22 protein-coding genes are annotated in these 22,044 nt (G+C 72.1%); 11 read left to right on the plus strand and 11 right to left on the minus strand.

Annotated features, from left to right (window positions below; all coding sequences use genetic code 11):
* Positions 1-211: 211 nt before the first annotated feature.
* The 3 genes from DP939_RS12420 to DP939_RS12430 form a co-directional block, all read right to left on the minus strand.
* Entirely contained in the window at positions 212-769 is a 558-nt protein-coding gene (locus DP939_RS12420; protein ID WP_113980826.1) for an SseB family protein, read from the minus strand.
* 873 nt (positions 770-1,642) lie between these two features.
* Entirely contained in the window at positions 1,643-2,749 is a 1,107-nt protein-coding gene (locus DP939_RS12425; protein ID WP_113980827.1) for a barbiturase, read from the minus strand.
* A 408-nt stretch (positions 2,750-3,157) separates the two neighbouring features.
* Positions 3,158-4,081 carry a carbamate kinase gene (locus tag DP939_RS12430; RefSeq protein WP_113980828.1) on the minus strand — a complete coding sequence of 308 codons (924 nt, stop codon included), beginning with the start codon at positions 4,079-4,081 and terminating at the stop codon, positions 3,158-3,160.
* 153 nt (positions 4,082-4,234) lie between these two features.
* On the opposite strand from DP939_RS12430, the gene DP939_RS12435 reads away from it, so the two are divergent.
* Positions 4,235-4,606, plus strand: coding sequence for an ArsR/SmtB family transcription factor (locus DP939_RS12435; protein WP_113980829.1), 372 nt, complete (start codon positions 4,235-4,237; stop codon positions 4,604-4,606).
* Positions 4,603-5,595 carry a cation diffusion facilitator family transporter gene (locus DP939_RS12440; protein WP_113980830.1) on the plus strand — a complete coding sequence of 331 codons (993 nt, stop codon included), beginning with the start codon at positions 4,603-4,605 and terminating at the stop codon, positions 5,593-5,595. Before DP939_RS12435 ends, DP939_RS12440 begins: the two co-directional genes overlap by 4 nt.
* 12 nt (positions 5,596-5,607) lie before the next feature.
* Here DP939_RS12440 and DP939_RS12445 read toward each other — a convergent pair whose 3' ends face one another.
* Positions 5,608-6,192, minus strand: a complete 585-nt coding sequence (locus DP939_RS12445; protein ID WP_113980831.1) for a TetR/AcrR family transcriptional regulator — start codon at positions 6,190-6,192, stop codon at positions 5,608-5,610.
* A gap of 89 nt (positions 6,193-6,281) precedes the next feature.
* Here DP939_RS12445 and DP939_RS12450 point away from each other — a divergent pair, with 89 nt between their 5' ends.
* Positions 6,282-7,811 carry an MDR family MFS transporter gene (locus DP939_RS12450; RefSeq protein ID WP_113980832.1) on the plus strand — a complete coding sequence of 510 codons (1,530 nt, stop codon included), beginning with the start codon at positions 6,282-6,284 and terminating at the stop codon, positions 7,809-7,811.
* On the opposite strand, the gene DP939_RS12455 is transcribed toward DP939_RS12450, so the two are convergent.
* Both DP939_RS12455 and DP939_RS12460 read right to left on the minus strand, forming a co-directional pair.
* Positions 7,800-8,990, minus strand: coding sequence for a pyridoxal phosphate-dependent aminotransferase (locus DP939_RS12455; RefSeq protein WP_113980833.1), 1,191 nt, complete (start codon positions 8,988-8,990; stop codon positions 7,800-7,802). The two genes, DP939_RS12450 and DP939_RS12455, sit on opposite strands and share 12 nt — an antisense overlap.
* Positions 8,991-9,028: 38 nt before the next feature.
* Positions 9,029-9,673 (minus strand): hypothetical protein, encoded by a 645-nt coding sequence (locus DP939_RS12460; protein ID WP_113980834.1) that lies wholly within the window; start codon positions 9,671-9,673, stop codon positions 9,029-9,031.
* Between the two features lie 147 nt (positions 9,674-9,820).
* Here DP939_RS12460 and DP939_RS12465 point away from each other — a divergent pair, with 147 nt between their 5' ends.
* From DP939_RS12465 to DP939_RS12480, 4 genes are read left to right on the plus strand one after another with little or no spacing between them, the layout of a single operon-like run.
* A complete protein-coding gene (locus DP939_RS12465) occupies positions 9,821-10,777 on the plus strand; it encodes a DUF418 domain-containing protein (protein ID WP_199565121.1) in 957 nt (318 codons plus the stop codon).
* Positions 10,774-11,553 (plus strand): carbon-nitrogen hydrolase family protein, encoded by a 780-nt coding sequence (locus DP939_RS12470; protein WP_113980835.1) that lies wholly within the window; start codon positions 10,774-10,776, stop codon positions 11,551-11,553. The genes DP939_RS12465 and DP939_RS12470 overlap by 4 nt, the downstream gene beginning before the upstream one ends.
* A gap of 34 nt (positions 11,554-11,587) precedes the next feature.
* Positions 11,588-12,058, plus strand: coding sequence for a hypothetical protein (locus tag DP939_RS12475; RefSeq protein WP_225878202.1), 471 nt, complete (start codon positions 11,588-11,590; stop codon positions 12,056-12,058).
* A complete protein-coding gene (locus tag DP939_RS12480; RefSeq protein WP_113980836.1) occupies positions 12,055-12,456 on the plus strand; it encodes a hypothetical protein in 402 nt (133 codons plus the stop codon). The genes DP939_RS12475 and DP939_RS12480 overlap by 4 nt, the downstream gene beginning before the upstream one ends.
* Before the next feature lie 3 nt (positions 12,457-12,459).
* On the opposite strand, the gene DP939_RS12485 is transcribed toward DP939_RS12480, so the two are convergent.
* From DP939_RS12485 to DP939_RS12500, 4 genes are all read right to left on the minus strand, one after another.
* Positions 12,460-13,959 (minus strand): acetyl-CoA carboxylase carboxyltransferase subunit alpha/beta, encoded by a 1,500-nt coding sequence (locus tag DP939_RS12485; protein ID WP_225878203.1) that lies wholly within the window; start codon positions 13,957-13,959, stop codon positions 12,460-12,462.
* Positions 13,956-15,122 carry a CaiB/BaiF CoA transferase family protein gene (locus DP939_RS12490; RefSeq protein ID WP_113980838.1) on the minus strand — a complete coding sequence of 389 codons (1,167 nt, stop codon included), beginning with the start codon at positions 15,120-15,122 and terminating at the stop codon, positions 13,956-13,958. Before DP939_RS12490 ends, DP939_RS12485 begins: the two co-directional genes overlap by 4 nt.
* A gap of 191 nt (positions 15,123-15,313) precedes the next feature.
* Positions 15,314-16,216 (minus strand): hypothetical protein, encoded by a 903-nt coding sequence (locus DP939_RS12495; protein WP_113980839.1) that lies wholly within the window; start codon positions 16,214-16,216, stop codon positions 15,314-15,316.
* Between the two features lie 70 nt (positions 16,217-16,286).
* Positions 16,287-17,573 (minus strand): hypothetical protein, encoded by a 1,287-nt coding sequence (locus DP939_RS12500; protein ID WP_113980840.1) that lies wholly within the window; start codon positions 17,571-17,573, stop codon positions 16,287-16,289.
* Positions 17,574-17,747: 174 nt separating this feature from the next.
* Here DP939_RS12500 and DP939_RS12505 point away from each other — a divergent pair, with 174 nt between their 5' ends.
* The gene (locus DP939_RS12505) at positions 17,748-18,047 is read left to right on the plus strand and encodes a hypothetical protein (RefSeq protein WP_113980841.1); all 300 of its coding nucleotides are present in this window, start codon (positions 17,748-17,750) and stop codon (positions 18,045-18,047) included.
* Between the two features lie 15 nt (positions 18,048-18,062).
* Here the strand turns inward: DP939_RS12505 and DP939_RS12510 are convergent, their stop codons facing one another.
* Positions 18,063-18,791: a CoxG family protein gene (locus DP939_RS12510; protein WP_113980842.1), complete on the minus strand. Its 729-nt coding sequence runs from the start codon at positions 18,789-18,791 to the stop codon at positions 18,063-18,065.
* Between the two features lie 331 nt (positions 18,792-19,122).
* Here DP939_RS12510 and DP939_RS12515 point away from each other — a divergent pair, with 331 nt between their 5' ends.
* The 3 genes from DP939_RS12515 (at position 19,123) to DP939_RS12525 (ending at position 21,994) form a co-directional block, all read left to right on the plus strand.
* Positions 19,123-20,337: a sensor histidine kinase gene (locus DP939_RS12515; protein WP_113980843.1), complete on the plus strand. Its 1,215-nt coding sequence runs from the start codon at positions 19,123-19,125 to the stop codon at positions 20,335-20,337.
* Entirely contained in the window at positions 20,337-20,978 is a 642-nt protein-coding gene (locus DP939_RS12520; RefSeq protein ID WP_113980844.1) for a response regulator, read from the plus strand. The genes DP939_RS12515 and DP939_RS12520 overlap by 1 nt, the downstream gene beginning before the upstream one ends.
* Before the next feature lie 83 nt (positions 20,979-21,061).
* Positions 21,062-21,994, plus strand: coding sequence for a hypothetical protein (locus DP939_RS12525; protein WP_147267968.1), 933 nt, complete (start codon positions 21,062-21,064; stop codon positions 21,992-21,994).
* Positions 21,995-22,044: the final 50 nt, after the last annotated feature.

The raw sequence follows: 22,044 nt of genomic DNA on the forward strand, positions 1-22,044 counted from the left end.
CCACGGTCGCAGTGGAAACGTCGCGATGTGATCAGCGGCGGCAGGGTGGGGATCCATGGCAGCCGTAGGCGACGCGGATCAGTCGGAGCGGCGAAATGTGGAGGTGGTCCACGGGCGTACTAGGGACGCCGAGCGCGGCGAATCCTTACGGCCACGGAGAAGGGATGTACGCCGACATGGTGATGGAGAGGCTGAGCGCCCAGGAGGCTGATCAGCGGCGGGACCAGGGGAAACGGCGGCGGCGGGGTGGCGAGGGGGCGGGGGCTGCGGTCGTGGTGGTGACGCCGTGGGCGGCGAGGCGGCCGGCGATTTGGTCGGCCGGGCCGTGGAGAGCGGCGAGGGTGTGCAGGAGGGTGCCCTCGATGACGAAGCTCGCCGGACCGGCCACGTCGATGATCACGGCGGCGGCCTGCTCCTGGAGGGCCGCCTGGCAGACCTGGGGCCCGGTGGCCTGGATGGGGCGGGCGTCGGGCCGCCACAGGGCCAGCGTCTCGGCCCCGGTGAAGGCGAGTACCGCCTCTCTGCCGTCCTGCCCGACCAGCTTGGGCAGCGCGATCTCGCTCTCCTTCTCCTGCTTCAGGCCGTGCTCGCCCACCTCGGCCTCGGTGAGCAGGGCGACCACCGGCACCAGCAGCCGCGCGGTGCTCAGCGGCGCGATGACCGCCCGCGCGTCGACATGGCCCTCGGCGTGCGCCTGAAGGGCGGCGGTGAGCGCGACGTCGGTCCCGCCGTCGTCGTCGGGCAGCAGTGGGCGCGGAATGCTCGGCACGTTCCGCGAGCCTACCGGCTCCCACCGGTACTCCGATGAGAGGCAGGCTCCAGAACAGGGCGGCAGATGGAACCAAAGCGATTGCCGGACAAAGCCAAGCAATGCAGGGCACGGCCACGACCGAGACGCACCCGAGCGGCCCCTCGATGAACAGGAGCGGGAAAAGCGGGTGACGCCGCGACCCAAAGCTGCCCGCAAGGACCCCGCTGAGCGACGGGGACAGGAGGAGCCGGAAGACGGCCACGACCGAAGCTCCCGCAGAGCCCGTTGACGGATGGGCCAGGAAAGACGCCAGACGACCATGACCGAAGCTCTCGCAGAGCCCCGTTGAGGGGTGAGGTCAGGAGGGGCGGGAGACGGCCACGACCGAAGCTCTCGCAGAGCCCCGGCGAGGGGTGAGGTCAGGAAGCCCGGGAGACGAGCGAGGCTCCCGCAGGACGCGCTGACAGATGGGTCAGGAAGGGCGGGGAGACCGCCACGGCCGAGGCTTACCCGAGCTGCCCCTCGATGGACAGGAGCAGGAAAAGCGGGTGACACCGCGACCCAAAGCTGCCCGCAAGGACCCCGCTGAGCGACGGGGACAGGAAGAGCCGGAAGACGGCCACGACCGAAGCTCCCGCAGGGCCCGTTGACGGATGGGGCCAGGAAGGACGCCGGACGACCCTGACCGAAGCTCTCGCAGAGCCCCGTTGAGGGGTGAGGTCAGGAGGGGCGGGAGACGGCCACGACCGAAGCTCCGGCGAACACCCCGCTGAGGGGCGGAGTCAGGAAGAACGCGAGACGCCCACGACCAAGATCCCGCAGAGCCCGCAGAGCCCGCAGAGCCCGCAGGAGACGATTGAAGCCCCTGCGGGGTGTGTTGATGGAGGGGGGTCAGGAGGGGCGGGAGATGGCGGCGACCGGGGCTCCGCCGGGTGGGCCCTGGTGGACGGCGGCTACGGAGACGAAGATGGCGGGGTCGCCGGTGATGGCGGCGGCGATGCCGCCGACGGCGGCCTTGATCTGGCGGTGCCAGTGGACGTCGGAGTCGTCGAGCAGGACGGTACGGCGGCCGCGTACCCGTCCCGACGGGTCGGCCTCGCATTTGAGGAACACGTTGACCAGGCGGTCGCCGAGGTCGCTCGGGTGGGGTCGGGCCGGCAGGTCGAGGCCGCTCGCGCGGATGGCGGCCCAGATGCCGTCGGTGTCGAGGGCGTCGCGCATCAGGGCGTGGCCGATGCGGTAGTGACCGCCGATGCCGCGTACGTTGCCCACCACCACGATCTGGGCACGGTCGAGTTCAACGCCGCTGGAGCAGGAGGCCACGCTGGAGTAGAGGGACAGGTCGCGGTGGATCTGACCGGCCTCGGGCATCTGGATCTCGCCGAGCGCCACCGCGACGCCGAGGGCGGCCGTGGAGTTGGAGATGTCCATCGAGAGCGCGGTGTCGTCGGTCACCGTCTCCTGGCCCCGCGCCTTGGCGTCGTTGATCGCGGCCTGGGTCAGCAGCGGGGTCTTGGTCTGTACGTAGTGGACGTCGGCCGGGTCGTCGATGCCCGCGCCCTTCGTCGCCGCGACCACCCCGGCGGCGACCTTGATGACCATGGCGGGGCGGCCGATGTCCTCGGGAAGTAAGGGCTCGCTCATCGCCACGCCCACCGACACCCGGGGCTCGTCCGTGGGCGGCGCGTTCGCCGGATCGGTGGTGGCGAAGATCGTGGCGTGCGGGCTCAGTACGCCGTCGGTGCCGCCGGACCACACCAGCGGGACCTGCGCGACCTCGGCCGCCGTACGCCTCCCGCGCGACACCAGCACCTCGCGGAAGGCCCGGTCGGCCAGGATGCGGGTGTGGTCGTTGACGCCGCCGTTGCCCTCGGTCTTGCCGATGACGGCGAGCACCCGGTCGGCCTCGATCACGCCCCCGTCGATCAGGTCCGCGAGCCCGGAGGCGTCGGTCACGCTCTCGATGGCGACCTTGCGCACCTCGATGGGTTCCGGCATGCCCTCACACCCTCCGCTCGCCCGCGACCTCTCCCCCCGGCGGAAATTACCCATGGTCGGGCGGCGATTCACCGGCCCGTCCATAACGTGCGGACACTACTCTTTTGCACACCGTGACAAAGACTCTTGACGCGGGCCGGGGCGGGAAAGACGATGGCACCGCGAGAGGGAGCGAGCGTCCTGTCTGGGGGGCGCGGCCCCTCGCATGGTGGCGATCAGGGGCGCATCGTCGCTACACGCGTCGTAGTAGCCCGTTTCGATCAGGTCGATGACCTCGGACGGCCGCCCGGCCACGTCACGCCTTCCCCAAGGCGGGGCGGCCTTTCGCGGTGCAGCGCACGGACATCTCCGTCGATGCGGGCCAAGGAAGGGAGAGGCATGCCCGCGCTCCAGCCTGCGCCCCTGTTCTTAGCCACCGGCTCCGCCCGGCAGCACGACCGTTCCGGTCCGGCCGGTGAGCGCCGAGCCGAGGTCGCGCAGCGAGACGATCATCGCGCGGGCCCCGCCGTTCTCGACGAACCGCAGCGCCGCCTCCACCTTGGGGCCCATGCTGCCCGGGGGGAAGTGCCCGGCCTTTTGCAGGTCGCGCAGCTCGGCCGCGGTGATGCGGCCGATGGTCCGCGCCCGCGAGGTACCGAACCCGGCGACCGCGCCCGGCACATTGGTGGCGATCACGAGCACCGTGGCGCGTACGGCACGCGCCAGCAGCCCAGCCGCGAGGTCCTTGTCCACGACGGCCTCGACGCCGCTCAGCCCGCCGTCCGGCGCGCGGATCACCGGTACTCCCCCGCCGCCCGCGGCGACCACCACGAAGCCCCGGTCCATCAGCGCCGACACCGCCTCGGCGTCCAGGATCTCGCGCGGCTCCGGGGAGGGGACCACGCGCCGCCACCCCCGGTCGAACGCCCGCCACTTCTCCCCCGCCTGCCGGAAACGCCCGGCCTCGGCCTCGGTGAGGTACCGGCCGATCGGCTTGACCGGGTCGGCGAAGGCGGGGTCGGCGGCGTCGACCAGCGTACGGGTGAGGACCACCGCGGCGCGGCGGCCGAGCGCGTTGAGGATGAGCGTGCCTATGGTGGCCTGGGTCTGCGCGCCGCACCAGTCCAGCGGGACGGGCGGCACGACGCCGGCCGCGAGCTGGTTCTTCAGCAGCAGGTTGCCGACCTGGGGGCCGTTGCCGTGGGTGAGCGCCACCCGGTGGCCGGCGTCGATCAGCGTGGCGACCTGGCGCATGGCCGACTCGACCGCCCGGCGCTGGTCGCCGGGGGCGGCGTTGCCGTCCGGCGTGGTCAGCGCGTTGCCGCCGAGCGCGATCAGGACCCGTTCCCCCACAGCGTGAGGCTAGCCAGAGAAGGGGCGGTGGGCGTGGGCGATTCTCGCCGACGGCGGGCGTGTCCTTCGGCCGGTGGCCGATCCGACACCGCCTTGTCATGAAATGCCGGACTTGATCTCTGAACCCCTGTTCAGACGTGAGGAGCGACAGAGATGAACGTGGTCACCGCACTGGACGCCCGCACCACCAGACCTCCGGAAGGAGCCGGGGCGCAGGCGCGCAGTGACCGGCAGGTGACCGCCGAGGAGGCGAACCGGCTGGCGGAGATGTTCCGGCTGCTCGGCGACCCGACCCGGGCCCAGTTGCTGTACGCGCTGCTCGCCGCCGGGGAGTTGTGCGTGTGCGACCTGACCGAGGCGGTCCAGGTCACCGACACGGCCGTGTCGCACGCGCTGCGCCTGCTCCGCACGGCCGGGGTGGTGGCGAGCCGCCGGGAGGGGCGGACCATCTACTACCGCCTGTCCGACGCCCATGTCCGCATGCTGCTCGACCTGAGCCGCGAGCATCTGAGGGAGGCACGTTGACGTCGAAACCCCCCGCACACCGCCCCACGCACGGTCACGGTCATGGGCACGGTCATGGGCACGGTCATGGGCACGGCCACAGCGCCACGTCCGACCGGCGCTACCTGGTCGCCGCGCTCGTCCTGCTGGTGGTGTTCATGGCCGCGGAGGCGGTGGTCGGCGCGCTGGCCAACTCGATCGCGCTGATCTCCGACGCCGGTCACATGCTGAGCGACGCGGGCTCGATCGCGCTGGCGCTGCTGGCCATCAGGCTGGCCGCCCGGCCCGCCCGCGGCGCCTACACCTTCGGCTGGAAGCGCGCGGAGATCCTGTCCGCCGCGCTCAACGGCCTGACGTTCGTCCTGCTGGTCGGGTTGTTCGCCGTCGAGGCGGTGCACCGCCTGATCCACCCGCCGCAGGTGATGGGACCGCTGGTGGTCGGTACCGCCCTGGCGGGCGTCGTGGTCAACGCCGGGGCCACCTGGCTGCTCTCCCGCGCCGACCGCGGCAGCCTCAACGTCGAGGGGGCCTTCCAGCACATCCTCAACGACATGTACGCCTTCATGGCCACCGCCGCGGCCGGGGTGATCGTGTGGATCACCCACTGGGGCCGTGCCGACGCCGTGGCCGCGCTGGTGGTCGCGGCGCTGATGGCCAAGGCGGCGTACGGCCTGCTGCGCGACGCGGGCCGGGTGCTGTTCGAGGCGGCCCCCGCGGGGATCGTCCCGGCCGAGCTGGTCGAGGCGCTGACCGCCCACCCGGACGTGACCGGCGTCCAGGACCTGCACGTGTGGGAGGTGACCAGCGGGTTCCCCGCACTGTCGGCGCACGTCACGGTACGTCCGGGTGGCAACTGCCACGATGTCCGCCGCGACCTCGCGGACCTGCTGCACGAGCGGTTCCGCATCGAGCACTCCACCCTCCAGGTGGACCACGTCCCCGGCCGGAGCTGCCTGATGGTCAGCGCCCTCAAGCCGGAGGCGGTCTCGACGGAGGGCATCCGGACGTAGTACGTCCGTTCACTACGCCGCCAGGACGGCGCGGAAGACGAGGGTGAGCCGGTCGGCGAGCGCGTCCCGGTCCGGCCCGCCCGCCGCGTCGGGGCCGAAGAGCCGGCGCAGGATGCCCGCGCCCATGATGAGCGCGGTGGCGATGCTCGCGCGGGCGCGCGCGTCCGGCCCGGGCAACCGGGCCCGCAGCGGTTCGAGCATGGCCGACTCCACCCGGTCGCGGATCAGGTCGTGGATCTCCGGAGCCTCGGACGACCTGGACAGCACGGTCAGGACCGGGCTCCCCGCGCCGGAGCACAGCCGGTCGGCGACGTACTCGGCGAGCCTGCGGGGCAGCTCGTCCGGCGGCCCGTCGAGCACGCCGGGGAACCGCCCCTGCTGGGCGAGCACCTGGGCGAACAGCTTTCGCTTGGCGCCGAAGTAGCGGTTGATGAGCGCGATGTTGACCTCGGCCGCCGCGGCGATCATCCGCATGGTGACCTGCTCGTAGCCGAACTCGGCGAACAGCGGCCCGGCGGCGTCGAGGATCCGGCGCCGGGTGCGCTCCTTGTCACGTCGCGGTGGCTCTGGCCGGTCATAAAGGGCTACTTCCGGCACTGCACCATCCTTCCGGAATTTGACGAGTAAACAGGCGTCTACTACTTTTTATATGCATACTACAGCTAATAAGGGGAAGGGTTCGGTCCTTGCTGACACAGGAGCAAGCCGCGGTCGCGCCGCGCTTCACGCACAGACAGGTGCTGGAGATCCTCGTCGGGCTGGTGCTCGCCATGCTCACCTCGATGATCTCCACATCGGTGGTGGGGACCGCGCTGCCGACCATCGTCGGCACGCTCGGCGGGCAGGAGCAGCTGGCCTGGGTGGCCAGCGCGACGCTGCTCACCATGACCGCCTCCACCCCGCTGTGGGGCAAACTGTCCGACCTGTACGGCAGAAAGCGGATGTTCCAGGTCTCCCTGGTCATCTTCACGCTGGCAGCGGTCGGCGCCGGGTTCGCCCAGGACATGCCGCAGCTCATCGCGGCCCGGGTGGTGCAGGGCATCGGCGCGGGCGGCCTTCAGGCGCTGCCCCAGATCATCCTGGGCGACGTGGTCGAGCCGCGCGAGCGCGGCCGGTACACCGGCTTCATCGGCGCGGTCTTCGGCGTGGCCACCGTCGCCGGGCCGCTGCTCGGCGGGTTCATCGTGGACAACATGTCCTGGCGCTGGTGCTTCTGGATCAGCGTGCCGCTCGCGGTGGTCGCCTTCATCGTGATCCAGAAGGTGCTCAAGCTGCCGCTGAACCGCCGTGACGCGCGGGTCGACTGGTGGGGGGCCACGTTCATCACCGGCGGCACGACCGCGCTGATGCTGATGCTCTCCCTCGGCGGCCACGAGTTCGCCTGGAACTCGCCGTGGACGTACGGCCTGGCCGCGTTCAGCCTGCTGATGTTCGCCGGGGCGGTGGTGGCCGAGCGCCGGGCCCCCGAGCCGATCCTGCCGCCCCGCCTGTTCGCCGACCGGACCTTCGTGCTGACCAGCCTGGCCTCGCTGTTCGTGGGCGCGGCGATGTTCGGGGCGCTGATGTTCATGCCGCAGTACCTGCAGATCGTCAAGGGCATGACCCCGACCGCCTCGGGGCTGATGACGCTGCCGATGGTGCTCGGCATGCTGACCTCCTCCATCACCTCCGGACGGGTGGTCACCCGCACCGGGCGCTGGAAGATCTTCCCCGTGGTGGGCATGCTGCTGGTGGCCGGTGGGCTCTTCCTGCTGTCCGGTCTGCACGTCGGCACGCCACTGCCGATCATCGGTGTGGAGATGGCGGTGCTCGGCATCGGGCTCGGCATGTGCCTGCAGATCCTGGTGCTCGCCGCCCAGAACGCGGTGACCCGCGCCGACATGGCCTCCGCCACCTCCGGCGTGTCGTTCTTCCGCTCACTGGGCGGCGCGGTGGGCGTCGCGGCGTTCGGCGCGATCCTGTCCAACCGGCTCAGCGGCGAGCTGACCGCACGGCTGGCCGCCGCGCACATCCCGCTGACCGGCGGTCAGGCCACACCGAACCTCGGCGCGCCCGACGCCATCCGTAGCCTGCCCGGCCCGGTGCTGAACATCGTGCTGGAGGCGTTCACCCGCGCGATGGACACGGTCTTCCTGGTCGGCGCCCCGGTGGCGCTGCTCGGCGCGGCCGCCGCCCTCATGCTCAAGGAACTGCCGCTGCGGTCCTCATCCCGCTGACCCACGGGCCGCGGCCCCGGCGAGGGCGGCGAGGCGGGCCGCCGCCTCGTCGATCACCTCGTCCCGCTTGCAGAACGCGAAGCGAACGAAATGCCTGCCGTACTCCGGGCGGTCGTAGAACACCTGGGTCGGAATGGCCACCACCCCGGCCAGGCCGGGCAGCTCACGGGTGAGCGCGAGGCCGTCGGTGAAGCCGAGCGGGCGGATGTCGGTCTGCACGAAGTAGGTGCCGGCCGGGCGGAGCACCTCGAACCCGGCCGCGGCCAGGCCGTCCATCAGCCGGTCGCGCTTGGTCTGCAGGTCATCGCGCAGCGCGGCCACCCAGCCCAGCTCGTGCCGCAGCGCGTGGGCCACCGCCACCTGCCAGGGCGCGCTCGCGGTGAACGTGAGGAACTGCTTGACCGCCTGCACGGCGGTGGTGAGCGGGCGCGGCGCGCACACCCATCCGGTCTTCCAGCCGGTCGCCGAGAACGTCTTGCCGGCCGAGGAGATCATCACCGTCCGCTCGCGCATGCCGGGGAACGTCGCCAGCGGCACGTGCTCGACGCCGTCGAAGGTCAGGTGCTCGTAGACCTCGTCGGTGATCGCGATCAGGTCGCGCTCCAGGCAGACCTCGGCGATGGCGGCCAGCTCGTCCCGGGTGAAGACGGTGCCCGTCGGGTTGTGCGGGGAGTTGACCAGGATCGCCCGGGTACGCGGGCCGATCGCGGCGCGAAGCTCGTCGGGGTCGAAGGTGAACCGGCCCGCCACCGGCCGCAGCGTGACGGGTTTGCGCACCGCGCCGGACAGCGCGACGGCCGCGGCGTAGGAGTCGTAGTAGGGCTCGAAGACCACGACCTCGTCGCCCGCCTCGCACAGCGCCAGCACCGTCGCCGCGACCGCCTCGGTCGCGCCCACCGTGACCAGGATCTCGCCGTCGGGGTCGTAGTCGAGCCCGTAGTGCTCCTTGCGGTGGGCGGAGACGGCCTGGCGCAGCTCCGGCACGCCCGGCCCGGGAGGGTACTGGTTGAGGCCGCCGTGGATCGCCCGCACCGCCGCCTCCAGCATCGCGGGCGGGCCGTCGGTGTCGGGGAAGCCCTGGCCGAGGTTGATCGCCCCGGTGCGCACGGCGAGCGCCGTCATCTCCGCGAAGACCGTCGTGCCGAACTCTCGCATCCGCGCGATCAAAGGCTCATCCACACCGGCCAGATTAGCGGGCCGGTGCCTTCGCGCGCCGCTCAGCCGAACAGGCACACCTCCAGCAGCGGCAGCCGTACGTCCACCCCGTCGCAGCCCTTCTCGGGCGGTGGCGCGGTGGGGCCGGGGCTCGCGGTCGGCTGCCGTGTGGGCCTGGGCTCGGGTTCGCGCGGCGGGTCGGTCACCTGGTCACGGGTCGGCTCCGGTCGCGGGCCGCGCGTCGGCGGGCGCGGGCGTTCGGTGGTCGGGCGAGTGGTCGGGCGAGTGGTCGGCCGGGTGCTCGGGCGGGTGCTCGGGCGGGCCGAGGAAGAGGGCGCGGGCCCGGTCGTACGCCGGGGCGGCTCGGCGACGCGCTCCCGCCGGACCGGATCGGGGCCCCTTTCCGGCTCGGCGGGCGGGGAGGACGGCGGGTGTACGGGTTTCAGCGAGGCCATCGGACCGCGCGGCGGCGCGGACGCGGCCGGCGATGAGGCGGCCGGCCCGGCCTGGAAGGCGGGCGGCGACGTCTCCTCCCGCCCGAAGACCTGGAAGATCACCAGCACGGACAGGACCACGAGCGCCCCCGCCACGACGCTCAGCACGGCACGCGACCGGGCGGACCTGGCCATGTCCCCCATCAGAACGTGGTCGCGCCCGGCCTTGAGCAGCACGACGGAATCCTTGAGGAACGCAAGAAGGTCGCGCATGGGTAGGACCGTCTCCTCGCCTCAGCAAAGCACCGAACCCGGCCATCCTCCCGCAAACCATCTCAGTTCCACTGGGAAATCTGACCGGGAGACCACTCCGAGTCAGGAAAGTCCTGGACACCGGGCCGGTCCACTAGCCTGCTGAGTGTGATCACCCCGCACCGCCCAGGTGAGCGCGGACCGCGGACGCCCCGCATCCACGAGCTCGACGCGGTCCGCGGTCTCGCGCTGTGCGGGATCATGGTGGTCAACACCTGGCAGCACACCCGGGGCGAGCTCGCCGACAAGGCCAGGCTCCCGATCGACCTGGCCGTGGAGAACCTGCTGCAGAGCAGGTTCTATCCGATCTTCTCCTTCCTGTTCGGCATCAGCCTGGTGCTGTTCCTGCGCTCGTCCGGCGGCGACCGGAAGGCGCTGCTGCGGCGGCTGATCGTGCTCGCCGCCTTCGGGTTCCTGCACACGATGGTCAACCCCGGCGAGGTGCTGCTGCCGTACGCGCTGTTCGGGCTGGTGGTGCTGCTCCCCGCCTCGTTCATGCCGCGCTTCGCGGTGCTGCTGCTCGGGCTCGGCATGACCGGGTGGGCGGTCATGCTGGGCGGCGGTGTGATCTTGGTGCCCGGCCTGTTCCTGCTGGGCATGGCGGCGATGGAGTACCGCCCGAGTCCACGCCTCGTCCTGCCGGTCTTCCTGGTCAGCGCCCCGCTGGCCGTCGTGCTCGGCTATCTGTGGGCGTTCACCGCCGCGGGCGGGCGCATGGCGGCGCTGTACCCGCTGAGCGGGCTGGCCGCCGCGCTCGCGTACGGCACCGGGCTGCTCCTGCTGCTGCGCACCCCGCTGCGCGGCCCGCTCACCTGGGCGCTCAACCCGCTCGGCCGGATGGCCCTGACCAACTACGTGCTCAGCACGCCGGTCATCCTGCTGAGCCTGCCGCTGCTGGCCGCCGACCCGACCCGGCTGGCCGGGTTCGGGCTGAGCGCCGTGACCATCGCCGCGCAGATCGCCTTCTCCCGCTGGTGGCTGGCCCGATACCGGTACGGCCCGCTGGAATGGGTCTGGCGATGCTTGACGTGGGGCGAGTTCGTGCGCAATAAGCTGGACAGGTGAAGAAGGTCGCGCTGTGCCAGATCCCGGTCGCCTACGACCCCGACACCAATCTGAAACGCGCGGTCGAGGCGATCGACGAGGCCGCGGCGAAGGGCGCCGACCTCGCGGTCTTCCCCGAGGCCACGCTCACCCGGTTCGGCTCGCGGGTCGCCGAGTCCGCCCAGCCGCTCGACGGGCCGTTCGTCAGCGGCCTGGCCGCCGCCGCGCGCACGCACGGGCTGCCGGTCATCGCCGGGGTCTTCGAGCCGGGCGAGGGCCGGGTCCACAACACCACGGTCGCGATCGACGGCGCGGGCGTGACCAAGGCGGCGTACCGGAAGATCCACCTGTTCGACGCGTTCACCGCGCGCGAGTCCGACCTGGTCGCCCCCGGCCGCACGCCGGTCGTGGTGGAGCTGGCCGGGCTGCGGATCGGCCTGATCACCTGCTACGACGTGCGCTTCCCCGAGCTGGCCAGGGCGCTGGTGGACGCCGGGGCCGAGGTCTTCGCCATCATCGCCGCCTGGGGGTCCGGCCCGATGAAGGAGGACCACTGGGTCACCCTGGTGCGGGCGCGGGCGATCGAGAACACCATATGGACCATCGCGGTCGGCCAGGCCCCCAACCCGGAGACCAAGGACGGCTTCGGCGTGGGCCGCAGCATGCTGGTCGACCCGCTCGGCGTGGTGCGCGGCGATCTCGGGCCGCGGGCGGAGGTGCGGGTCCTGGAGCTGGATCCGGCGATCACGGCGGAGGTCCGGGCGACTCTTCCATGCCTGGAACATCGTGTCATTTGAGTGGTGAGGGTCAACAGATCGTAAACTTGTCGCCGTGAACGAGCCGGGTAAGAGGACGCTGATGCTGAAGGTGATCCCGCCCCGGCTGCTGGTGCCCTATCTGTCCGGTAAACGCACGGTCATCTCCGGCTACGTCTACCGCGCCCAGGACTGCGCGCGGCTGACCACGCCCGAGCAGCTCTTCCACGCGCTCGACCTGGGGTTCGAGGGCTCGGAGCTGACGGCCGGCGTGCCCGAGCTCTACATGATGCGCTGGCTGGCCAGGGACGTGGACGCCTATGTCGTGCCGTACGGTCCGCACATGGGAGGCGATTGGAGCGATTCAGCTCCGTTCGCCGGCAACGGTTTCACCACCTCGCGGGAGTACGTGGTCCCGCAGTTCCACACCATCCCGATGCCGATCCCGGCGGGTGCGGAGATCACGCACATCACCGCGCGGGGCGGCGAGCGGCCGTTCGGCCGCTATGACGGGCTCACCTGGCGGCCCGCCGAAGGAGCCTCGTGAGCGCCGAGATCGAGCCGATCGCCTCCGGGTTCGTCGCCCGGCTGGGCGACAAGAGCTACGCCGCCGCGCTGGGCGGCGACAACGACGACGCGGTGCTGTTCAGCGAGGAGCCGGAGGAGGGCTTCACCGAGGCCGTCGGCTACTGGCGGCGGCCGGTCCCGCGCGGCGAGCTGGACTCGCTGGTGATGGTCCGCACGGTGGGGGCGTTCGGCGGCGAGCCGTGCGTCGTCCTGGACGAAGACGACGACGGGCTGCACATCGCCTATACCGGGCACAGCGGCATGAAGGCCGAGGCGCTGGGCTACTGGATGGTCGATCACGGGGCCTATGAGGTCGTGGTGCCCCGCGAGGAGGTCTTCTCCATCCGCATCGAGCGGATCCCCGTCCCGCTCACGTAAGGGTCACCCGAGGTCGCGGTAGCGGGCCAGGCGGGCGGCCGGACGCCCGCCGGCGGGCCGGGCCAGCAGGCCCGCGATCTCGTACTCCAGCGTGCCCGCCACCCGCTCGCAGAAGGCGGCCGGTTCGTAGGCGGCGTCGGGGAGTTCGGGGATCACCCGGTCCACGATCCCGTCGGCGGCGAGCTGGGCGGCCCCGACCCGCTGGGCGGCGGCGATCTCGGGGGCGAAGTCCACGGTGCGGTACAGGATGGCCGACGCGCCCTCGGGCGGCAGCGGGGACAGCCAGGCGTGCTGGGCCGCCACCACCCGGTCGGCGGGGAGCAGCGCCAGCGCCGCGCCGCCCGCCCCCTCGCCGAGGATCAGGCACACGGTGGGCGCGTCGAGCATCACCAGTTCGGCCATCGACCGGGCGATCTCCCCGGCCAGACCGCCCTCCTCGGCGGTCTTGGACAGCGCGGCCCCGGCCGTGTCGATCACGGTGACCAGCGGCAGGCCGAGTTCGGCGGCCAGCCGCATGCCGCGCCTGGCCACCCGCAACCCCGCGGGGCCGAGCCCGGGGACCGCGCGCTGCCTGCCGCGGTCCTGGCCGAGCACGACCGCGGGCGCGGCGCCGAACCTGGCCAGGGCGAGCAGCAGCCCCGGGTCCTCCTCCCCCGCGCCGGTGCCGTGCAGCGGGGTCACCTCGCAGGCGCCCAGTTTGAGCAGCGCGCGTACGCCCGGCCGGTCATCGCGCCTGGACCTGGTGATCGCCTCCCACGCCTGGACCGGCCGTACCGGGCCGACCGGCTCGGGCCCGGTGACGGGGATCGCGCGGCGCCCGGCGGTCAGCACCGACAGCGCGCGGGCGGCGACCCGCCGGGCGTCCTCCGCGGCCACCACGGCGTCCACCAGGCCGTGCGCGTACAGGTTCTCGGCGACCTGCACGCCCTCGGGGAACGGGTAGCCGTGCAGCGACTCGAACACGCGCGGCCCGAGGAACCCGATCAGCGCGCCCGGCTCGGCCGCCGTCACATGCCCGAGCGACCCCCAGGAGGCGAACACGCCGCCGGTCACCGGGTGGCGCAGGTACACGATGTAGGGCAGGCCCGCCGCCCGGTGCGCGGACACGGCCGCGGTGATCTTCACCATCTGGACGAACGCCAGCGCGCCCTCCTGCATCCGCGTCCCGCCCGAGGCGGGCGTGGCCAGCAGCGGCAGCCGTTCCCTGGTCGCCCGTTCCACCGCCGTGACCAGCCGGTCGGCCGCGGCCACCCCGATGGACCCGGCCAGGAAGGAGAACTCGCAGATCACCACGGCCACCCTGCGTCCCTCCAGCAGGCCCTCCCCGGTGATCACCGCCTCGTCGTAGCCGGACTTGGCCCGCGCCGCGGCGAGTTCTTCCGCATAGGCCGAACCCGGCTCGGCCCGGTCGGCGGGCGGCTCGTCCCAGGACCGCCACGAACCCGGGTCGAGCACGATGTCGATCAGCGCCCGGGCGTCCGGGCGGCGGGCCGGGGTCGTCACCGCCGGCCGCCCTCCTGGCCGGACAGCCACGCCAGGACGTCCGCTGTGTCCTGGCCGAGCATGGGCGGGGCCGTGTGATCGGCGGCGGGTCGGCCGTCCAGGCGTACCGGCGGGCCGGGCAGCGCGATCCGGCCGAGCACCGGGTGCTCGACCTCGATCAGCAGGCCCTGGGAGCGGGTCTGCTCCCAGTCGTAGACCTCGTCGAGGGTGCGGATCGCGCCCGCCGGGACACCGGCCTCGGTCAGCGCGGTCAGCCAGTACGCGCGGTCGTGCGCGGCCAGGGGCTTCTCCATGTCGGCGACGAGGTCGCCGCGGTGGGCGAACCTGTCGCGGTTGGTCGCATATTTCGGTATATCGGGGTCGATATCGAGGAGGACGGCCACCTTGCGCCACAGCGCGTCGTTCCCGGCGGCGATCTGGATCATCCCGTCGGCGCAGCGGAACGCGCCGTAGGGGGCGATGGTGGCGTGGTGGTTGCCGGTGGGGGCCGGGACCTGGCCGCCGACCGTCCAGGCCGTCCCGTGGTAGGCGTGCACGCCGACGATCCCCGCGAGGAGCGACGTACGGACCACCCGGCCGCGCCCGGTCCGCGCCCGCTCGTGCAGCGCGGCGAGGACGCCGTAGGCGCCGTACATGCCCGCCAGCACGTCACCGACGGACGCCCCGACCCGGTACGGCTCGTCGGCGGACGGGCCGGTGAGGCTCATCAGGCCCGCCTCGCCCTGGGCGATCTGGTCGTAGCCCGGCCTGCCCCCTTCGGGGCCGTCGTGGCCAAAGCCGGTGATGGACAGGACGATCAGGCGGGGGTTCAGCTCGTGCAGCCGGGCGACCGGGAAACCGAGGCGGTCCAGCACGCCGGTGCGGAAGTTCTCGATCAGTACGTCGCCGTGCCGGACCAGCCGCTCGATCAGTGTCCTGCCCTCGGGGGTCTTCAGGTCGGCGGTGATGGACTGCTTGTTGCGGTTGGCCGCCAGGAAGTACGTGGACATGTCGTGTTCCGGTCCGACGAACGGAGGTCCCCAGCCGCGCGAATCGTCACCGCCCGACGGATGCTCCACCTTGATGACCTTGGCACCCATGTCACCGAGCATCTGCGCGGCGTGCGGCCCCGCAAGGGCTCGCGAGAGATCGAGCACGACGATGTCGTCCAGAGGTCCCTGCAAGATCAGCCTCCCATGGTGGTCGCCGAGCCTAGCCCACGCGTTGGTGGGGCTTGCATTCTGCCCGGTATGAGGCGCGTTGCGAGGCAGGCCGATGGCCGGGGCGGTACGGGTCGGCTGAGCATTCAACCAGCTCGGCGACCTTCACAGGGGGCGCCTACCGGCTGTGTCGCCATCTTCCCCGGACGGCCGTGTCAGGGGGCGGCGTCCATGTCGTCCATGCGGGCGGCGAGCTGGGCGCTGTCGCCGTCCACCAGCGCCGATACCGCCCGCCACCAGCCGAACCACTCGCCGCTGCGCCACATCCAGTCCACCCGCTCGATGGCGGCGATCACCTCGCCCTTGCGCCGCCACGGGTCGCCGGTCGCCTCCACGCTCGCGCCGTGGCGCAGCGCCCAGGTACGCAGCGGCTCCGCCGCGCCCTCCTCGACCGGCTCGGCGTAGGGGTCGGGCCGCTCGCCCGCCAGCGGATGCGGCCCCAGCCCGGCCGCCACGCCCCAGCTCCACTGCGCCTCGGCGGGCCGCGAGTAGCGCAGCGTGGAAAAGTCCAGGTCGGAGCCCAGTTCGCCGCCCTCCCGCCGTACCACCACGGCGTCCAGCCGCCCGCCCGCGTCGAACCCGACGACCAGCCGCTCACCCTCCCGCGCCTCGCCCGGAAGCTCGATGCGGTCCTCGGCGTGCCAGGAGTTGAGGTCGGCAGAGGCGACGGCGGGCCCCCACTCGGCGTCCGCCGCGTCGTCGGCGACCCAGGTGGCGAGCATCTCCAGCACGGTCAGGTCGGTCCACGGATCGATCGCGGCACTGGTGGACAGCGCCTCGTCCGGAGAGGGCAGCTTGCCGCCCCTGGCCCGCTCCCACCAGCCCGCACCGAGGTCACGAGTGCCGATCAGCAACCCGGCCACCGCGGCCAGCTCCGTGGACCTCCGGGTCAACGGGGCCCAGCGGACCAACTCGACACACCGTGCGGCCCGTTTGTCACCCAATGTCCGCACCGCATGTCCGACCAGCGCCCGGGCGGTCGGGCTCTCCTCACCCAGGAGATCGCCGATCAGTTGCCTGGCCTGGCTCCGAGCATCCTCTGCGCGCGCCTCCCGCATACTCGCCACGTTACGCCTGGAGATCCTCTTCCGCGAGACTCCGTCACACCGGCACGAACCGGACGGCGGGTCAGTCGAGCAGATCCGGTCGGCGGGCGGTCAGCGCCCGGCGGGTGGCGACGAAGCGTTCGTGGTACTCCTGGGCGGGTGCCTCGCGGGGGTAGCGGTGGCGTAGGGCGTGGTCGAGGTCGGCGGCCCGGTTGACCAGATCGATGAGGGATCGGCGGTCGATGTCCAGGGCGGCCGTGCCTTCGGCCACGGCGGCGTCCAGGTGGCCTTGGCGGGCGTGGATGATGCCCAGGTCGATATGTGCGTTGGCGACGCGCATGGGGGAGTTGCTGGTGCCATCGGGGCGGGTGTGCATGGCGATGGTCTCGCGGGCGTGCTCTTCGGCGCGGTCGTCGTCTTCGAGCCAGGTGTAACAGGTGGCCGCGTAGAACACCCACTTGGAGTGGTCGAACACGAAGTGGTGGTCGGCGTGGGCGGGGAGCGGAAGCTTCGACAGTACTTCGGCGCCACGGGTGAGGGCCCTGTCGGCTTGACGGCGGTCGCCGATGCGGGCCAGGCCGCGGGCCTCCTGAAGGGCGAGTTGGACCATGGCGCTGGAGGTGCCCGCGGCGGCCTGGCCGGTGCGGGCCGCGGTCACGACGTCCTCATAGCGGCCTTCGGACAGGGCGAACCAGGCCGACATCTCATGGGACCAGCCGATGAGTTCGCCGTGGCCGACCTGGCGGCCCATCTCGTAGGCGGCGCGGCGGGCGGTCTCGGCCTCCTCGCGCTCTCCCAGGTCGAAATGGACACAACCGAGCAACGCGGTGAGCCATCCGGTGATGACCAGGAGTTCGCGGTGCTGGTCGAGGGTGATACGTCCGGCGAGGAGCCGGTTGATCTGGGCGAGGCGCTGGTGGGTACGGTCGCGCAGGGGGGCGGCGGGGACCACGGGGTAGGCGCGGCACAGCAGATCGACCGCCTCGCGGAGGGCGTCAAGGGTGCCGGTGCCGATGTCGGACGCCTGGAGTTGCCGGGCGAGTTCGAGGGTGCGGTACAGGTCGGCCTCGGCGCGCAGGGTGTCGGCGGGGATCTCTGAAGCTTGGACGAGCCTGGACCCTCGCGGTCGGGGGGCGAAACCGAGCGCTTCCGGTCGCCTGCCGGTGAGCTGGGTGAGGGCGAGCCGGTACGGCGTACGCGGCCAGGCGACCTCCCCGGCCTCCCAGCGCCGGATGCGCTCCTCGTCGCACACCAGCCGCTCGGCGATTCCCACCGGGGTCGCGTTGATGCGTGCGGCCATCTCCCCGCGGGTGAGCAGGTGCTCGTTTCGCCATGCTCGCAGCAGTACGTTCGGGACAGGGTCGGGCATCGCGCACCTACCTCCCAGCAGGGGGACCGGACGGGGGGAATCAGCGGGGCGCTTCGGGGTGCCGCCGATTCGCGATCACCGGTGGACTTGCCATCAAGTGACCACGGTACGTCACACGGGCTCCTGTAGGAGGGAGCACCGGACGAACACAAGGCCCGGCGAAGGAAGCGCGCGATGAATCCGAACATGGCCGTACGGCTGACCGACATGGCGATGACCACCAGGGAGGAACGGGCGGCCGAAGCGAGCAAGCTGATCCGGCTCCGTGACACGCTCCGGCGACTTGACGTGGAGGGCGAACTGCGGGACGAGAACACGGCACTGCTGATCCGCAGACGCGAGCCGGGGATGCCGGTGTGGGTGTTCGTCGGCTACGGCGGCGAGTACTACTCCTGGCAGGCGGCGGAGAAGCGGCATCCGGTGGCCGACGTGGAGGGCGCGGCCAAAGCGCTCGCGGCCTACATCGGCCGGTGAGACCGGCGGGGTGGGTCAGCGGCGGCGGGTGGTGCGGCCGAGGAGCCAGCCGATGACGGCGCTGCCTAGGGCGATGCCCGCGCCGGTACCGAAGGCGGCGATCAAGGAGCGGTCGGGGGCTCCTGGGCGGCGGGTCGGGGGTGTGGGGCGGACGTACACCCGGGGGCCCTCGGTCACCGGCTCCTGCACGGTGGCCGGGTCCTCCGGGAGGATTCCGGCGGGTGAAGGGACCGGTACCGCAACGGCCCCGGCGGGCGACGGGACCGGTACTGGGAGGATTCCGGCGGGTGAGGGGACCGGGATCGGGGTGGTGAGGTGGGTTTCGAGGGCGGTGAAGAAGCGGGTGGCGGTGCGTTTGGCGATGGAGGCGAGGAGGCGCTGGCCGACTCCGCCGATCATGCCGCCGATCACCGCCTCGGCGTCGTACTCGATCCGGGTGCCGCCGTCTCCGGCGTCGTCGAGGCGGATCTGGACGGTGGCGTCCACCGTGCCCGGCTCACCCTGGCCACCGGCCCTGAGCGTGAAGCTCTCCGGCTCGGTGAGGTCGGACAGGGCGACCTGGCCCTGGTAGACGCCCTTGATGGCGGCCACGCCGATGGCGACCGTCATCCGGTAGGAGTCGTCGCCGAGGTCTTCGAGGCGGCGGCAGCCGGGGATGGCGTGGACCAGTACGGCGGGGTCGCGCAGCGCGGACCACACCCGCGGACGGTCCACGCCGAGCACGGCACTTCCGACGACCTTCATCGCCACCTCCAGAGTCCTGAGGTTAGACAATTCCCGCCCGGCGGGGCATCGCTAACGCCGAAACAGGCACCAACCCGCCATCCGCCCGCAGGGACGCGGCCCCAGGGTGTCCTGGCGGGCGGATACTCGCTGAGGACAGGGCCGCCGCCGACCGCCCGCACTGGGACACGCCCCGGGTGCGAAGGGCGCGTACCGCACCTGTGCGTCGTACCCGCCGTCACGAAGGCGGTGGCGGGCGCGCCTGCCCGATCCGCGGTGGAATCCGTCGGGATGGTGAACATACTGCTCTGGGGGGATCACAGAGCGGCGTCGGGATTCTAGTGTCGTTCCCATGGCGCGTCTGGTGCGGCGAGGCGAAGCGCGGTGGATGTGGCTGGGCGATCCGGACCGGCCCACGCTGATCAATGTGGTGTTCTGGGTGGTGCTGCTGGCCACGGTCGGCGATCACATGTTGCGGCCCGCCGAGACCCTGTACTCGGTGCTGTTCGCGATCAACATCGTCGTGGTCGTGGGCCTGTGGCTGGTACTCCCGTGGCGGCCCGCCACCCGCCACCGGTTCATCCCGCTGCTGTTCCTCCCGGCGACGATCGCGCTCGGCATGACCGGTTCCTATGGCACCCACCTGCTGCTGACCCTCATCGGCACGGCCGGTATCGCCTTCGTGTACGGCATGCGGTTGGCCCTCGCCGCGCTGGCCGGGATGCTCGCGTTCATCGTCGCCGGGACGCTGTTGTTCAACCGGACCATGCAGGAGGCGCTGTTGCAGGCCGGTGTGGTCGGGGTGTTCGCCATCTTCGTGCTCGGCATGACGTCGGCCATCCTGGAGGCGCGGCTGCGCCGTGCGGAGGCGCAGGCCCTGCTCGAACGGGTACGTGAGCTGGCCGTGGCCGAGGAGCGGGCCCGGATGGGCGCGGAGATGCACGACTCCATCGGCCACCACCTGACCGTGATCAAGGTGGGGCTGGAGAACGCCGAGCGCTACCGCGAACGCCGTCCCGACGCCGCCTGGCAGGAGGTGCGCCAGGCCAAGGAGGTCACCGCGGAGGCGCTGGCCGACGCGCGGCGGTGGGTGCGCGCGCTGCGTCCGCTCGCGCTGGACGGGCGGGTCGGCAGCGCCGCGCTGGAACAGCTCGCCGCCTCCTTCGACGGCACCGGGCTCAGCGTCACCTTCGAGGTCGAGGGCCCAGAACGCCCGCTCGACCCGGACGTGGAGCTGGTCCTCTACCGGGTGCTCCAGGAGGGACTGACCAACGCGCTGCGGCACGCGGAGGCGCGAGAGGTGCACGGGCGGCTGACCTTCGGCGAGGACCGCGTGACGCTGGTGATCAATGACGACGGCAAGGGCGGCGAGCGGGACGGCGCGGGCGGGTTCGGGCTGCCGTCGCTGGCCGAGCGCACCAGGGCGCTGCGCGGGGTGCTCACCGCGGGCAACGCCGAGGGCGGCGGGTTCGAGCTGCGCGCCGAACTGCCCGACCGGCCGCCCGCCGCGACCCAGGAGGGCCCGCCCCGCAAGCCCGGCGTGCGGCCCGGAGTGGAGGTGCGGTGATGAGGCGGGTCAGGGTGCTGCTCGTGGACGACCAGGTGCTGCTGCGCCAGGGACTGCGCAAGCTGCTGGAGATCGAGGAGGAGATCGAGGTGGTGGGCGACGCCGCCGACGGGCACGCCGCGCTGCGCGCGATCCCCGAGTGCCGCCCGGACGTGGCGCTGGTGGACGCCCGCATGCCCGGAATGGACGGGGTCGAGCTGATCGGCCACCTGTCCAGGGAGCATCCGCAGGTCGCCGCGATCGTGCTCAGCACGTTCGACCAGGACGACTACATCTTCGGCGCGCTGCGCGCGGGCGCGGCCGGTTACCTGATCAAGGACTGCTCCCCCGACGACCTGGTCGCGGCCATCCGCCGGGCGGCCCGCGGCGAGACCGTGCTGGCCAGCCCGGTGGCCGCGCGGCTGGTGGCCGAACTGCGCGGCGCGCCGGTCATCGCCGCAGGCCGCGGCCCGGCCGGTCACGAGAAGCTGTCGGCCCGGGAGATCGAGGTGGCCCGCCTGGTCAGCGCCGGGGCCGCCAACAAGGAGATCGCGGCCCGCCTCTACATCACCGAGGGCACGGTGAAGAACCACGTCTCGGCCGTACTGCGCAAGCTGGGCCTGCGCGACCGGACCCAGCTCGCCGGGCATTTCAACGGCTGACGCCGCCGGGGATCCTCCACCGGGGCGATCACCGTATTACCGGTGATCCGTCTCATCCGCCCTGTTCGCAGGAGGTGGAGCTCATGACCCGATCCGTCAGCCGATCCCCTACCGCCACCGTCGCCCTCCCCGCCCGTCCATGGCGGGTGGTGTGGATCGCCGCGGTGGCGGGATTCCTGCTCAGCGTCGTCTGGTCGGCCCAGTTCGTGGACCAGACGATCGGCGCCAACGTCGCGGGCACGATCCTCGGGCGTGACGCCGCCGAGGCCCCCATCGCCGGGATCCTGTCCGGTGTCGTGTACGCCTTCACCACCGGCCTGGCCGGGACCTTCACCGCCTGCAACATCGCCGCGCTGGGCGCGGTCGCGCCGATGCTGGGCGAGCGGAGTTCGGCTCTGGCGCGGGTACGCGAGACGCTCCGGCCGCTCGGCTGGCTGTGCGTCGGGATGCTCGCCGTCTCCGGCGTCTACGGGGCCGTGGTCGGCTTCGTGGGCACGGCCATGCCGCAGTTCTCCACCGCCTCGTCCGCGTCGGGGCTGGTGCCGCGCAACGTGCAGTCGATGGTGGTGTTCGGCCTGATCGGCGTGGTGTTCGTGTACCTGGGCCTGGCCTCGCTCGGGGTGGTCCCGGACCCGCTCGCGTCGATCTCCCAGCGGTTCCCGAACGCGCGCATGGTGCTGATGGGCGCGCTGATCGGCGGGTTCTTGATCGGCCGGCCGTTCGGGCTGTTCCGGAAGCTGTTCCGGGACGCGGCCGAGAGCCACAACCCGCTCTACGGGGCGCTGGCGTTCATGCTCCAGTCGGCGGGCAACATCGTGATCATGGCGTTGCTGTTCGTGGTGCTGGCGCTGGGACTGGGCGACCGGACCCGGCGGTGGCTCGCCGCCCGGCCGGGCCGGGCCGCGTTGATCACCGGTGCGATCTTCATCACGGTCGGCGTGTTCACGGTCCTGTACTGGGACCTGCGGATGCTCGCCTTCCGTGACGTGATCTGGTACCCGGTGCTCTGGAGATGACCGCGCACGGCCGGGACACCGCTCGCCGCGGTGCCCCGGCCGTGGGCCGA

The organism is Spongiactinospora rosea, from assembly GCF_003315795.1.
GTDB classification, from domain to species: Bacteria; Actinomycetota; Actinomycetes; order Streptosporangiales; family Streptosporangiaceae; genus Spongiactinospora; species Spongiactinospora rosea.